This window comes from Microcoleus sp. SVA1B4 (assembly GCF_036700545.1).
GTDB lineage: Bacteria > Cyanobacteriota > Cyanobacteriia > Cyanobacteriales > Microcoleaceae > Microcoleus.
Genome location: NZ_JAUBPB010000045.1, coordinates 44,248 through 56,584 on the forward strand (window position 1 = coordinate 44,248; position 12,337 = coordinate 56,584).

At 46.0% G+C, this 12,337-nt stretch carries 14 protein-coding genes; 8 read left to right on the forward strand and 6 right to left on the reverse strand.

Features of this window, described 5'->3' with window-relative positions:
* Window positions 1–44 precede the first annotated feature (44 nt).
* Complete coding sequence (locus QT987_RS19675) at window positions 45–485, reverse strand: DUF29 family protein (RefSeq protein WP_333243198.1); 441 nt, start codon at window positions 483–485, stop codon at window positions 45–47.
* An 88-nt stretch (window positions 486–573) separates the two neighbouring features.
* A complete protein-coding gene (gene dcm / locus QT987_RS19680; RefSeq protein WP_333243200.1) occupies window positions 574–1,626 on the reverse strand; it encodes a DNA (cytosine-5-)-methyltransferase in 1,053 nt (350 codons plus the stop codon).
* 459 nt (window positions 1,627–2,085) lie between these two features.
* On the opposite strand from dcm, the gene QT987_RS19685 reads away from it, so the two are divergent.
* A complete protein-coding gene (locus QT987_RS19685) occupies window positions 2,086–2,469 on the forward strand; it encodes a DUF4346 domain-containing protein (protein ID WP_006635547.1) in 384 nt (127 codons plus the stop codon).
* Between the two features lie 60 nt (window positions 2,470–2,529).
* Here the strand turns inward: QT987_RS19685 and psb32 are convergent, their stop codons facing one another.
* A complete protein-coding gene (gene psb32 / locus QT987_RS19690; protein ID WP_333243203.1) occupies window positions 2,530–3,252 on the reverse strand; it encodes a photosystem II repair protein Psb32 in 723 nt (240 codons plus the stop codon).
* 132 nt (window positions 3,253–3,384) lie between these two features.
* Here psb32 and QT987_RS19695 point away from each other — a divergent pair, with 132 nt between their 5' ends.
* Entirely contained in the window at window positions 3,385–3,615 is a 231-nt protein-coding gene (locus QT987_RS19695) for a hypothetical protein (protein WP_006635545.1), read from the forward strand.
* A 151-nt stretch (window positions 3,616–3,766) separates the two neighbouring features.
* On the opposite strand, the gene QT987_RS19700 is transcribed toward QT987_RS19695, so the two are convergent.
* Entirely contained in the window at window positions 3,767–4,312 is a 546-nt protein-coding gene (locus tag QT987_RS19700) for an NADPH-dependent FMN reductase (RefSeq protein ID WP_333243226.1), read from the reverse strand.
* A 702-nt stretch (window positions 4,313–5,014) separates the two neighbouring features.
* Here QT987_RS19700 and ftsH point away from each other — a divergent pair.
* Window positions 5,015–6,949, forward strand: coding sequence for an ATP-dependent zinc metalloprotease FtsH (gene ftsH, locus QT987_RS19705; RefSeq protein WP_333253617.1), 1,935 nt, complete (start codon window positions 5,015–5,017; stop codon window positions 6,947–6,949).
* Between the two features lie 140 nt (window positions 6,950–7,089).
* On the opposite strand, the gene QT987_RS19710 is transcribed toward ftsH, so the two are convergent.
* Both QT987_RS19710 and QT987_RS19715 read right to left on the reverse strand, forming a co-directional pair.
* On the reverse strand, window positions 7,090–7,644 hold the full coding sequence (locus QT987_RS19710) for a M23 family metallopeptidase (RefSeq protein ID WP_333207798.1): 555 nt from the start codon (window positions 7,642–7,644) through the stop codon (window positions 7,090–7,092).
* Window positions 7,645–7,912: 268 nt separating this feature from the next.
* Window positions 7,913–8,122, reverse strand: coding sequence for a hypothetical protein (locus QT987_RS19715; RefSeq protein ID WP_333243209.1), 210 nt, complete (start codon window positions 8,120–8,122; stop codon window positions 7,913–7,915).
* A 6-nt stretch (window positions 8,123–8,128) separates the two neighbouring features.
* Between QT987_RS19715 and QT987_RS19720 the strand changes: the two genes are divergently transcribed.
* The 5 genes from QT987_RS19720 to QT987_RS19740 all read left to right on the forward strand — a co-directional run bounded on the left by QT987_RS19720 (window position 8,129) and on the right by QT987_RS19740 (window position 12,165).
* Window positions 8,129–8,512, forward strand: a complete 384-nt coding sequence (locus QT987_RS19720; RefSeq protein ID WP_333243212.1) for a hypothetical protein — start codon at window positions 8,129–8,131, stop codon at window positions 8,510–8,512.
* A 175-nt stretch (window positions 8,513–8,687) separates the two neighbouring features.
* Window positions 8,688–9,053, forward strand: coding sequence for a DUF4087 domain-containing protein (locus QT987_RS19725; RefSeq protein WP_333243214.1), 366 nt, complete (start codon window positions 8,688–8,690; stop codon window positions 9,051–9,053).
* 37 nt (window positions 9,054–9,090) lie between these two features.
* Window positions 9,091–10,539 carry a RecQ family ATP-dependent DNA helicase gene (locus QT987_RS19730; protein WP_333243217.1) on the forward strand — a complete coding sequence of 483 codons (1,449 nt, stop codon included), beginning with the start codon at window positions 9,091–9,093 and terminating at the stop codon, window positions 10,537–10,539.
* 195 nt (window positions 10,540–10,734) lie between these two features.
* Window positions 10,735–11,700 carry an RluA family pseudouridine synthase gene (locus QT987_RS19735; RefSeq protein WP_333243220.1) on the forward strand — a complete coding sequence of 322 codons (966 nt, stop codon included), beginning with the start codon at window positions 10,735–10,737 and terminating at the stop codon, window positions 11,698–11,700.
* A gap of 30 nt (window positions 11,701–11,730) precedes the next feature.
* Window positions 11,731–12,165 carry a hypothetical protein gene (locus QT987_RS19740; RefSeq protein WP_333243223.1) on the forward strand — a complete coding sequence of 145 codons (435 nt, stop codon included), beginning with the start codon at window positions 11,731–11,733 and terminating at the stop codon, window positions 12,163–12,165.
* Window positions 12,166–12,337 lie beyond the last annotated feature (172 nt).

Here is a 12,337-nt window from a genome sequence, read left to right on the forward strand (position 1 = left end):
AATTGTAGGGAAACGGCACTGCCGTCTCCTGACTTTGGGTAACTTTAGTCCTTATCTTCAGCTTCTTGTGAAATTAAAGTCATTGCTTGATTAATAAGTGCCTCTTGATTCACTAACTGCGACAATTCTCTTGGTTCATAACGCCCTTCTTCCACTTCTAGGGAAGCTTTGTTAATAGCTTGTAGATACGCCATTTCTAAAACAATGAGTAACTCTTCTAGAGGTAAGTAAAAACCCGCGCCTCTCGGTCGCTTATTTTCCTCCTGAATTTCTAGAACCGAGTTCCGAATCGAGATATCCCAAGAGCGAGTTGTGCGATTTTCAGCTTGCTGTTTAATCAGATGCAATAGTAAAATCACTGCATAGCTGCGAATAGTTTTAATGATGTCTTTTTTGCTCATTTCTTCTAGTTCTTCAACTATAGCTAATGACCCAGGTATATCCCCTTTTAGCAGTAAGCTTTTTAAGGTGAGTAATTCTTCCATGACGACTATATCTATCTTGGGTGACTTATATTATAGCTCAAAGTTAGCGCTTGGTTAATTCTAAAATTGTTTAATAAGAAAGTTAATCTCAAGTAAGAGTGTTAACTAGAGTCTCAACTGGTTCCCGAAGCCGGGACTCTGGACATCTTTGTAGTTCCTTCTTTTCATCATACAATAAATTTTGACTTAATATTTCTTGGGCGATCGCCTCCACAACCGGCACACAAACCGAATTCCCAATTTGCTTGTAACTTTCCCCCGCACTCGGATAACTCTTAAAATCTTCAGGAAAACCCATAAGACGGTAACATTCCTTCAGCGTCAACTTTCTCACCCTATCTTGCTCAGGAATGTAGATAAAAAACCTGCCCGATGTTTCTTGCGAAGGAATTGTCGGATGCACTCCATCTACCGAATAAATGCGATTAGGCTGTCTGTGCACTCTCGATAAATGTTCTGTATTTGGCCTCACGCCTGTTTTCCAAGTACCTTTATTTCTGTAACCTACAAATAAAAGTCCCGAATCTTGCTTTCTCGGAGACTCAATTAAAGTATACTCGGATTTATCCAATATTTCAAAATCTCCTGTCTCGTCTAGAAATTCCCTGAGTTGCGGAGGAAACTTGCTTTTAAGTCGAGAAAAATTGAATGGTTTACCTTGAGTTGCAATAATAAATATTCTTTCACGATGTTGAGCAATTCCAAAGTCTTTAGCATTCAGCATTTTGTAATTCACGCTGTATCCCAAATCTTCAAGACTGGCAATAATTACTTTTAAGGTATTTCCCTTGTCGTGATGGATTAAGTGCTTGACATTTTCGAGAACGATAACTTTAGGCTGCTTGATTTTGATAATTTTACAAATCTCGAAAAATAGCGTACCTCTAGTATCTTCAAAACCCAGCTTTTTGCCACAGATGCTAAAAGGTTGGCACGGAAACCCTGCGACTAAAATCTCAAAGTCTTCTAACTCGACGGGATTAATTTTACTGATATCTCCAAAAGGAACCTCACCGAAATTATCCGTGTAAACTTGTCGGCATTTGCTGTTAATTTCGCAGGAAAAAACGCATTCAAAACCAATTTTTTCAAAACCTTGTCTGAAACCTCCAATTCCTGAAAATAAATCTATAAATTTCATTTATAATTAAATCCCAAAATTACTCACCCCAATGATAACTCACCGAAGAGCACTATTCTCAAGAACAGGCAAGATGCCTGTTCCACAAAGAGTGAATTTCTGGTGGTGGGCAGGACAACCCGGTCTTGAAAAGCTGATTGCAAATGGTGCAATATCTCAGTGATAACATATTTTGTTTCTCTCTCTTATTTCACTCTGCGTTTTCTGCGTTCTCTGCGGTTCATTCTATCAAGTTCAACAAGTCTTGTGACAGTCCTCAATCTTATACCACTCATTAAAAGTCGCAGCAGCCACCGCCGGACACGGCAATGCCCTGTCCCCACAGATATCGCGTAGAATGTCGATCGCCCGAAAATTCCCCCCGCATTCAACCAACCAATGTCCCAAACTTGTCCCACAGCCGACTAAACTAGAAATAGCAAAAAAAATATAGCTATTCTTTACTTCCTTTCACCAACCATGAGTCAAACATTGGAAAACCTCACCGCAATCGATGACAAGCTATCCAAACGCCACATCGACCTCGATCCAGGCGGCTACTTCATCATTTATCTCGATCGCGAAACCAGCTTAATTTGTGCCAAACATTTCACCAACATCATCGACGATCGCGGCCTCGCCGTCGATCCCGAAACCGGCAAACCCATCCCCGCCCGTGGCAAAGTAGAACGCACTCAGTCCACACTTTTTACCGGCCGAACCGCCAAAGAACTTTGCGTCAAAATCCTAGAAGAAACCCGCCCCTGTCCGGTGACAATGTTAGATCACGCGGCTTATCTGGGACGGGAATTTGTGCGGGCAGAAATTGCTTTGTTGAGCGATCGAGAATACGTTCAAGATTAGTGCAGCCCTGCCATATTTTCTTGACAAAACGGCAACCGATCGGATGCAAGCAGCACCCGATCACGAAAAACCTTGATACCAGAAATAAGTCACCATCGGAATCACTGTCGCCAACACCAACAGCACAACCACAACAACTGTGGCATTGCCTTGATCTGTTTCTTCAGCTTTTTTAAACGTGCCTTCAACTTGAATGTTGTCAACAACTTCAGGAGGACCCGGATCGGGTTCGCCCGACAAAACAGTTGCAATGCGCGTACTTGCAGCCGCAAATGCCTCGTTGTATTTATTCGCTTCCCGCAGCGGCACTTGCACAGTTTCCCCGGCCACACTCTGGGCAATTTCATCGGTTAGCAGGGATTTCACCCCTTCCCCCGTCCGAATTGCCGCGCTGTTGGTAACAGTGTCGAGAACGAGTAAAATTTGATTAGTCTGGTCTTCTTTTGTGGGAAACCACTGTTCAAACAGTTGGTCGGTGAAAGTGGCAGCCGTTTCACCGTAGTCTAAGCGGTGGATGGTGACAAATCGGACTTGTTTCCCTGTTTTGTTTTCCAGGTTGTCGAGCACGCTGCTGATATTGCTTTCGCTGCTGCGGCTGAGCACGTCGCCTTTGTCGAACACCCAAGTTCGATCGCCCGCCGACAACATCGGTATTTCGTAAACGCCAGTCGCCAATGCCGGCAATACCGCCATCTGGGATGCGATTAGGGCGATCGCGATCGTCGCGGCCAAAGGTTGGAGATATTTTCTCCAGTTAAATAATTGCTTCAGGAGTCGAGTCATGAGGTTAACCGTAAAACTGACTTTTTTCCAAAAATACTATAGAAACCCCCGTAAAATTCATTTTATGCAGGGCAATATTTACAATTAGCTAGTCAGTGGAACTCCCCGCCCGATTATTTTAGGATTCTAACTATGGAACCAGCAGACACTTATAAAGGTTGGATTATTCAATCCCAGAAAGTCTTCTACGTCGAGGTTTGGGATAGCCGCGGCAACCGCCACGTCGCCGTCCAAAATGCCAAGACAGAGGAGGAAGCTTTGGAATTGGCCAAAAAGTGGATAGACAAATATGAGTCAAAACCCGGAAGAATGCCGATCGACGTACCCCATCCTTTCGGAGACATGATCGATATGCCATTTTGACTCAGTTGACTGTTGACTGTTAACTGTTACATTACAGCTTGTAGGGTGCTCTGCTAGAGAGAAAGCCTCTTCAAATCGAGAAATTATGGCAACTGACGTATCCGAATAATATGCCAGTTGCGTCCAGGAATGCGTTTTTCCTGAAAGACAATTACGAAATTCCTCGCAATTTCCGCGTATTTTCCACTAAACTCCGAGCAAATTCGTCGAACCTTTCAGACAGTTTTTCATCCAATAATTTACCATCAGGACTAAAAGCTTTCCAAGCTTGTCCGATCGCAATTTGTTCGGGAATTACCCAAGCGTGCACCCATCTCAAAATGGTTCGCAAATCGTTGAGTGCGTTGCTGTTAACCTGCCCTCCCAAAACGCTGATCGAACCCGCAACTTTCCCGTCCAAATGCTCAAAACTCATCAAATCCAGGGCATTCTTGAGAGCACCGCTGACGCTACCGTGATACTCCGGCGTTGCCAAAATCAAGCCGTCGGCTTGCTTAACCGCATTCTGCAGCTTTTCCACATCCGGGTAATCGAGATAATCATTCTCACCATTGCAGAATGGCAGATTGAGCGATCGCAAATCCAATATTTCAACTTCCGCGCCCAAAGCCTGCGCCCGTTCTGCTGCCACCTTCAACGCTAACTGGCTGTAGGAGCCAGCCCGCAAACTTCCACCAATGCCGACAATTTTTACCATAAAGCTTAAAAACAATAACTGCTTGACTAAAACGTACTCATTACGAGTATGATTAACATAGCAAGTTCGATCGACAACTGTCAATCGATTTTAGATTTGAGATTTGAGATTTTAGATTTACCGACGGAACCCAGAAACCGGGTTTTTTGAGCAAAATCCATCGATTTGAGATTTGAGATTTGAGATTTGAGATTTGAGATTTACGGAGGGAGCCGAGAAACCGGGTTTTTTGAGCAAAATCCTGGGTTATAGCCCGCAAATTAGGTAAAAAACCCGGTTTCTTGAGGAGCCGTGGGTAAGTTCAGTGGAGGGAGCCGAGAAACCGGGTTTTTTGAGCAAAATCCTGGGTTATAGCCCGCAGATTAGGTAAAAAACCCGGTTTCTTGAGCAGCCGTGGATTCAAAACCCCCCCCCTTGAGCAGGGCGGTTTCATTCTCACGAAAATCAGGCTTTTTTAGGGGCGGTGCGACCCCTACTCCCCGTGCCCGCCCCCACCCACAGACCATTGCACAGGCGTTTCAGACATGGGGGCAACCACGGGGGGATTGCCCCTACCGAGAATGAACCCCCCCCTCAAGAGGGGCATCTTAAGATGCCCACGAGAGATAAACCCATCCAACACCCGCCATCTTGTTAAAATAAATGAACGTAGCAAACCACAAGCGGTCAATCTTGGCAGTCTTCAACCTTGGGCAAAGCAATATGAAAAATTCTTGGAAACACGCATGGCTGGGGCATCTAGCTGTAAACAAAGACAAGTCGAGCCAGAATCCTAAAAAATCAATTCCAGGACGGAATCTTTGGCGCATCCTGGGCAGTTTGGTGATTTCTCAAGGAATATTGCTCTCGACCCCGGTGTTTGCCGAGAGTGCGCCAAACACCATGAGTTACAGCCAACTCATCGACAACATAGAAAAAGGGCAAGTCAGTAAAATCGAAGTAGACGAAACTCAAAGAACTGCCAAGGTTAGGCTAAAAAATCAAAAAAGCGATCAAACCCAATCAGTTAGTCTGTTCGACTACAACAACCGAGAACTGTACTCGCAAATCCGCGCCAAAAAGATTGACTTTGAAGTCAAACAAACAGCAGATAACGCAGCAGCAGTCAGTTTAGTAATAAACTTGCTAGTGATTTTTGCAGTCTTGGCAGTGCTGATGGCAATCCTGCGCCGATCGACCCAATCTCAAGGAAATGCCATGAACTTCGGCAAATCCAGAGCCCGTTTCCAAATGGAAGCCAAAACCGGCGTGATGTTCGACGACGTAGCAGGCATCGAAGAAGCTAAAGAAGAACTGCAAGAAGTCGTAACCTTCCTCAAAAAACCCGAACGCTTCAACGCCATCGGCGCCAAAATTCCCAGAGGAGTTCTGTTAATCGGGCCTCCCGGAACCGGCAAAACAATGCTGGCCAAAGCCATCGCAGGCGAAGCAGCCGTCCCCTTCTTCAGCATTTCTGGTTCCGAATTTGTCGAAATGTTTGTCGGAGTTGGCGCCTCCCGCGTCCGCGACTTGTTCAAGAAAGCTAAAGAAAATTCGCCCTGCATCGTCTTCATCGACGAAATAGACGCCGTAGGAAGGCAGCGTGGCGCTGGTATCGGCGGCGGCAACGACGAACGGGAACAAACTCTCAACCAGTTGCTGACAGAAATGGACGGCTTTGAGGGTAACAGTGGCGTGATTGTGATTGCAGCTACCAACCGCCCCGACGTGCTCGATACCGCCCTGCTGCGGCCCGGCAGGTTCGATCGACAAGTAACGGTAGATTTACCCAGTTACAAAGGGCGTTTGGGGATTTTGCAAGTTCACGCGCGCAACAAAAAACTCGACCCAGAAGTTGCCCTAGACACGATCGCCCGCCGGACTCCCGGCTTTTCCGGCGCTGACTTGGCAAACTTGCTCAACGAAGCAGCAATTCTCACTGCGAGGCGTCGCAAAGACACGATTACTAACTTAGAAGTTCACGACGCGATCGACCGGATCACGATCGGGCTTACCCTCAACCCGCTGCTCGACAGCAAGAAAAAGTGGATGACAGCATACCACGAAGTCGGACACGCCCTAGTCGCGACCATGCTCAAAAATGCCGACCCGGTTGAAAAAGTAACGATTATTCCGCGTTCCGGCGGGGTCGAAGGCTTTACTAGCTTTGTGCTCGACGACGAAATGCTCGACAGCGAAGGTTTGAGGAGTCGGGCTTTGCTGTTAAACCGAATTAAAGTAGCTTTGGGGGGACGGGCGGCGGAGGCCGAAATTTATGGCGATGCTGAAATCGACACCGGTGCCGGTAGTGATCTCAGAAAAGTTAGCAGTCTCGCGAGGGAGATGGTAACGCTTTACGGAATGTCGGATTTGGGGCCTGTGGCTTTGGAAAGTCCGAACAATGAGGTGTTTTTAGGCCAAAACTGGAATTCGCGATCGGAGTATTCCGAAGAAATGGCAATCAAGATCGATCGCCAAGTCCGGGAAATTGCCTTTGAGTGCTACGAAGAAGCTCGCCGAATTATCCGCGAAAATCGGGATTTGGTAGACAAACTTGTCGAAGCGCTGTTGGATGAAGAAACGATCGACGGCGATGAATTCCGCCAAATTGTCGATCGCTACACCGAGGTAAACAAAAAAGAGTTGGCACCAACATAAAGAGTCATTAGTCATTAGTTATTCAAGTTTGTAGTGATGACTTTATTCCTCATTCTCGAAAAAATCAGGACTTTACTCATTACTACAAACCCCAAAAATGACTACTAACTAATGACTAATGACTAATGACTAATGACTAATTAAGATTGTTGCGCGTACATTTCCCGGAGAACCAAAGCCGGGTCAACCCAGCGGCCGCCGTACTTCAATCCCCAGTGCAAGTGAGGCCCACTCGTGCGGCCGGTCATCCCAACTCTGGCAATTCTCGCACCCGCAGGCACTGTTTGACCTTGCCAAATTTGCAAAGTACCTTCGCGATCGGTATAATAACGCCCGCCGTTAGCCGTTAGCACTCGGCCTCTGAGGTGACAGTAGATGTGTTCCCAATTTCCCGATCGCACGATCATACCAGTGCCGCATCGGCCATCTTCCCAAACTTCCACAATTTGCCCGCCCCACCAATTGCGGATATAGCTGCCTTCCGGGGCGGCCAAGTCCAAACCGTAATGAAAATCCCCGCCACGGGGGCCGAAAGGGGAAGTGTAGGTTTCAAAGTTTTCGACTGGAAAAGAAGCTTCTTGCCACAAATTACCCGTCGCTACTCTGGTTGGTAAGCCTGACTGAGCTTTGACCACCTGCTGCTGCAAATAAGGGCTAATCAACACAATGCCGATCGAAAGTGCCAGCAGCAGCATCTGTCTGAGACGAAAAAAGCGTTTTGCCGTCAGCGGGCCTCTAGAGTCTTGCAGGATTTTTTTCACGGCTCAAAGTTAAATGTGTGTGGGAGTGTGCGTTGTCTGTTAGGCTCACATCTTGCACCCTTGTCAATAAAGCTTTCAGGGGCGGGCTTTCCGGCCCAGCCCACAAAAAAATCATCCTTTGTGGAACGGGCCGGAAAGCCCGTTTCTCAGAAGGGTGCAAAATGTAAGTGATGCCAATTCGCTGCAAGATTGGCTTTGAGCTCTACCCGCGATCGCGAATCAGTTTATCAACAACGTGTATCTTACTCCATCCAAAACCCGTGTCAAGGCTTCCGGGTAAATGCCCAGGGGTGATAAAAAAAAGTTGGCAGACTAATTCGTGCTGCGGTTGAATTCGATCGAGCTTTTGCTTGACACTATAGTTAGTTCCTGGATTTTGGATGTCATCCAAAATCTCAAATTCATAACACATCAAGCAATGCTTACTGAAATTTTTCCCTTTAGTTTTGCCATAGACGCAACTGCGATCGCCGGTGCGTCCTTGTGGTCTTTGGCCCTGTACTGGGGCCTGTCGCCCCTCACAGAATGGGTAATCCTGCAACTGAACCGCTGGATGAATTTTGCGGAGAGATCCCTCTACACCTCAGAAGCCGAGTTTGAAAGAACCCGCCAAGCCAGAGAAGCCCAAAATACGTTTTACGCTTCGCTGTTGAGCATTGTACCCTTTTTGATTGCGGGCGGATTGTGCAATTGGGGCGTAGAATTTTCTCTGGGTACTGGTTGGGCGGTATCTATGGGTACGATCGCCTGTATTGGCGGCGGCGTGTACGAGCTCGGCCGCCGAGACGGCGAGGAGTCTTAGGGGATTTTGGATTTTGGATTTTGGACAGGACTTACGCGCAGGTAGTTAGAAACCAGGTTTTTGCGAAAATATTTCGTTGTCACCCGCAGATTCGCTAAAAAACCAGGTTTCTGTTTCTTTTCTCGAAGCGCGTAATTCCTGTATGATTGTCGCTCAAAAATTAGGATGTAAAGCTATGAAACTAAAGTGGTTGATACCTGCAATTATCTCATCTTTTTCGATGGTTATTATTCCTGCGAAAGCGGCTGAAATTAGGTGCGGATGGTTGATAAATCCCACGCCTGCTAATTGGTATCTCAAAGACAAAGATGCTCAGTGGACTATCTCGGTGCAAGGGGGATATCAAGCCGGAGGAATGAACAATATTCCTCCTTTTAACGACGATGAATATGTCAAAACTAATGTTAATTATGGATATGGCTGTGCTTGTTTAAATGTGGTGATAAATAGAAATCGAATGAGAATTACCACGATACAAGGTGGTGAACAATTACCACTCTCGACTTGTCGAAAAGATCCGAATTTGCCAAAAATTCGTTAGTTGTGGCGAAACCATACAAGTTTTTTAACTCAGTCAAATGAACTTTCAACCCGAATTAACATCATTAAATCAAGCCCGCGCCACATTTAAAAAAAATTGGGGATACGACGACTTTCGCCCGCCCCAAGGAGAAATCGTCGGCAGTTTATTAGCCGGAAAAGACACGCTGATAATTATGCCGACAGGTGGCGGCAAATCCATCTGCTTTCAACTGCCAGCTTTGTTACAAACAGGTTTAACTCTCGTAGTTTCGCCGCTAGTCGCCTTGATGGAAAATCAAGTACAAGAATTGCGCGATCGCAATCTTCCCGCTTCCCTACTTCACAGTCAATTGCCAACAGCGCAGCGCCGACAAACTATGCAGTCGCTGCAACAAAACAAATTAAGATTGCTGTACCTGTCTCCCGAAACATTACTCAGCAAACCAGTTTGGGAAATTATCAGTCAGCCGCACATCCAAATCAACGGTTTAATATTAGATGAAGCTCACTGTTTAGTGCAGTGGGGTGATACTTTTCGACCAGCTTACCGTCGTTTGGGAACAGTACGGCCGGCTTTGTTGAAAGCTAAACCAGCAAATAGTAAAATTGCGATCGCAGCTTTCACCGCTACCGCCAACCCGGAAGCACAGCAGACAATCAAAAAAGTCTTGCAACTGCAAAAACCAGAAGCATTTTTGCTAAGTCCCTACCGTTCTAATCTGCACCTGCAAGTGCAGACAGTCTGGACGCCGAGAGGACGCAAGCAGCAGTTATTAAATTTTATTAAAGCTCGACCAAAACAAGCAGGTTTAGTCTATGTCCGCACTAGAAAAGATAGCGAAAACTTGGCGAATTTGTTGGAAGCAGCAGGTTATGAAACAGCAGCATATCATGCAGGTTTAAGTCCAGAATCACGACGAAAAATAGAAACAGCTTGGCTGAACAATGACCTTAAATTTGTGACTTGTACATCAGCATTTGGGATGGGAATTAACAAGCCCGATGTTCGGTGGGTTGTTCATTATCAAGCACCTTTGCTATTATCGGAATACATTCAGGAAATTGGTAGAGGCGGACGCGACGGCAAATCGGCGATCGCCCTGACATTGATTAGCGAACCGACGGGTTTGCTTTATCCCGAAGATAAACAAAGAAAGGAATTTTTTCAAGATAAATTGCGATCGCAATACCGAGAAGCTCAGCAATTAGCCAAGAAACTGCCAGTAAAAGGTAATATAGAAGCAGTCTCGGAGGAGTTTCCCGAAAGCGCGATCGCCCTTTCAATCTTGCACAGCAGCGGACAATTAACATGGCAAGATCCTTTTAATTATGCGATCAATAAATCTCCACAGCAAAAAGCGGAAAAATTTAATTTTACCGCAGCGGAAGAAATGGCAAAATATCTCAAACATCGCGAGTGTAGGTGGCAATTTTTGCTGCAAGCTTTTGGGTTTGCCAAGGAAGCTAAATCAATGCGCTGCGGCCACTGCGATAATTGTCGATAGAATTGACGATTATACTCAAACGACTTAACCACTCCGATCAAAGAAACCGGGTTTTTTACCCAATCAGCAGGCAGAAACGAAGTATTGTGGTGAAAAAACCCGGTTTCTCGCTGCCCGTGCGATCGCGAACTAACTCACAGATGTTATGATGAGGATATTTGCTTTACACACTTGGCAAAAAATAGTAAAAAGTAAATGATAGAAACAGACACTGCGGCACAGATTTACACAGTAGAAAATACAGAGGAATTCGATCGCAGTAATGTCAATCAGCGATTAGATATTTGGCTGTCAAACCAGATACCGGACTTATCCCGATCGCGAATCCAAAGCCTCATATCACAAGGCAACGTCAAAGTCAACGACGAAACCTGCACCTCGAAAAAAATCTCAGTAAAAACGGGCGATCGCATCCACCTCACTTTACCCGAAACCGAGCCCACAAAGTTGCAGGCCGAAGCAATTCCCCTCGACATTCTCTACGAAGACGACAGCTTAATTATCATCAACAAACCAGCCGGATTAGTCGTCCACCCAGCCGCCGGACACCAAGACGGTACATTAGTCAACGCTTTGTTAGCCCACTGTCCCCTAGCAGAAATAGGCGGAGTTCAGCGGCCGGGAATCGTGCACAGATTAGACAAAGATACAACAGGTGCGATCGCGATCGCCAAAACCGACATCGCCCACCAACACCTGCAAGCCCAACTCAAAAGCAAAACGGCCCGCCGCGAATATTTAGGCATAGTTTACGGTGCTCCCAACACCGAAACAGGCACAATAGACCTACCCATCGGACGGCATCCCACAGACCGCAAAAAAATGGCAGTAGTACCAGTAGAAAAAGGCGGTCGCCCCGCCGTTACTCACTGGACAATCAAAGAAAGAATCGGCAACTATTGCTTAATGCACTATCAATTAGAAACCGGCCGCACTCATCAAATTCGCGTCCATACAGCGGAAATAAAACATCCGATTGTGGGCGACCCCATGTACAGTTCCAACCGTTCTATCGGCGTCAATTTAACCGGACAAGCCCTCCACGCATGGCGGCTGACATTACAGCATCCCGTAACAGGAGAATTAATAGAGGCGATCGCCCCTTTGCCCGATCAATTCAATACCTTGTTGAAAATATTGCGCCTGCGATCGCACACTTGATATGTTGGGCAGTTAACACTGGTAATTTCTATGTCTAAATTTGAGGAACTTTGCAAAGCTTACGCCGCATCCCGGCAAGCATACCGCGAATCCTGCGAAGCTTGTCAGGATTTTAGTGACATTTTTATCAAGCAAATGAGCGATTATTTGGAATGCCCGATTCAAAAGCAAAATCAGAAGTTTGATGACAATGGCATTCTGTATTTTGATGGTGCGATCGATGTTTGCGAAAATCCCGAAAATCCCCAAAAGGGCGATCGCGAAACAGTCGAAATATCTTTGAGTGTTAACAAAGTTATTGACAATTTCATTGTCACCGTTTATCCTTGGGGTCACGAATTCAAGATTCTCATTGATGAACCCAGACACTTTGAAGAAGCTTTTGAATACATTTTTGATCGACTCCAATCAGCTTATACTGGCGTAAGTCTGTTACCGTCAGAACCTGATCCTTTACCTTTTTAATGACTAAAGGCCTTACTATAAACATTTTTCCCCCTGCCTTTTTTCTTGATTAAACTTCTTGCCTAAATTTTTGATGTAATAGGCAAACCGCAGATGGAATGAGAATTAAATAACTTCCACAAGATTGTGGGATGGGCGTCCCGCCCGGCCTTTTTGGACGGGCGGGACGCCC

Coding starts and splice junctions, on each gene's coding strand:
- QT987_RS19675 (WP_333243198.1), bottom strand. CDS start 485: ATGGAAGAATTACTCACCTTAAAAAGCTTACTGCTAAAAGGGGATATA.
- dcm (WP_333243200.1), bottom strand. CDS start 1,626: ATGAAATTTATAGATTTATTTTCAGGAATTGGAGGTTTCAGACAAGGT.
- QT987_RS19685 (WP_006635547.1), top strand. CDS start 2,086: ATGAGTCAAACATTGGAAAACCTCACCGCAATCGATGACAAGCTATCC.
- psb32 (WP_333243203.1), bottom strand. CDS start 3,252: ATGACTCGACTCCTGAAGCAATTATTTAACTGGAGAAAATATCTCCAA.
- QT987_RS19695 (WP_006635545.1), top strand. CDS start 3,385: ATGGAACCAGCAGACACTTATAAAGGTTGGATTATTCAATCCCAGAAA.
- QT987_RS19700 (WP_333243226.1), bottom strand. CDS start 4,312: ATGGTAAAAATTGTCGGCATTGGTGGAAGTTTGCGGGCTGGCTCCTAC.
- ftsH (WP_333253617.1), top strand. CDS start 5,015: ATGAAAAATTCTTGGAAACACGCATGGCTGGGGCATCTAGCTGTAAAC.
- QT987_RS19710 (WP_333207798.1), bottom strand. CDS start 7,644: ATGCTGCTGCTGGCACTTTCGATCGGCATTGTGTTGATTAGCCCTTAT.
- QT987_RS19715 (WP_333243209.1), bottom strand. CDS start 8,122: ATGTGTTATGAATTTGAGATTTTGGATGACATCCAAAATCCAGGAACT.
- QT987_RS19720 (WP_333243212.1), top strand. CDS start 8,129: ATGCTTACTGAAATTTTTCCCTTTAGTTTTGCCATAGACGCAACTGCG.
- QT987_RS19725 (WP_333243214.1), top strand. CDS start 8,688: ATGAAACTAAAGTGGTTGATACCTGCAATTATCTCATCTTTTTCGATG.
- QT987_RS19730 (WP_333243217.1), top strand. CDS start 9,091: ATGAACTTTCAACCCGAATTAACATCATTAAATCAAGCCCGCGCCACA.
- QT987_RS19735 (WP_333243220.1), top strand. CDS start 10,735: ATGATAGAAACAGACACTGCGGCACAGATTTACACAGTAGAAAATACA.
- QT987_RS19740 (WP_333243223.1), top strand. CDS start 11,731: ATGTCTAAATTTGAGGAACTTTGCAAAGCTTACGCCGCATCCCGGCAA.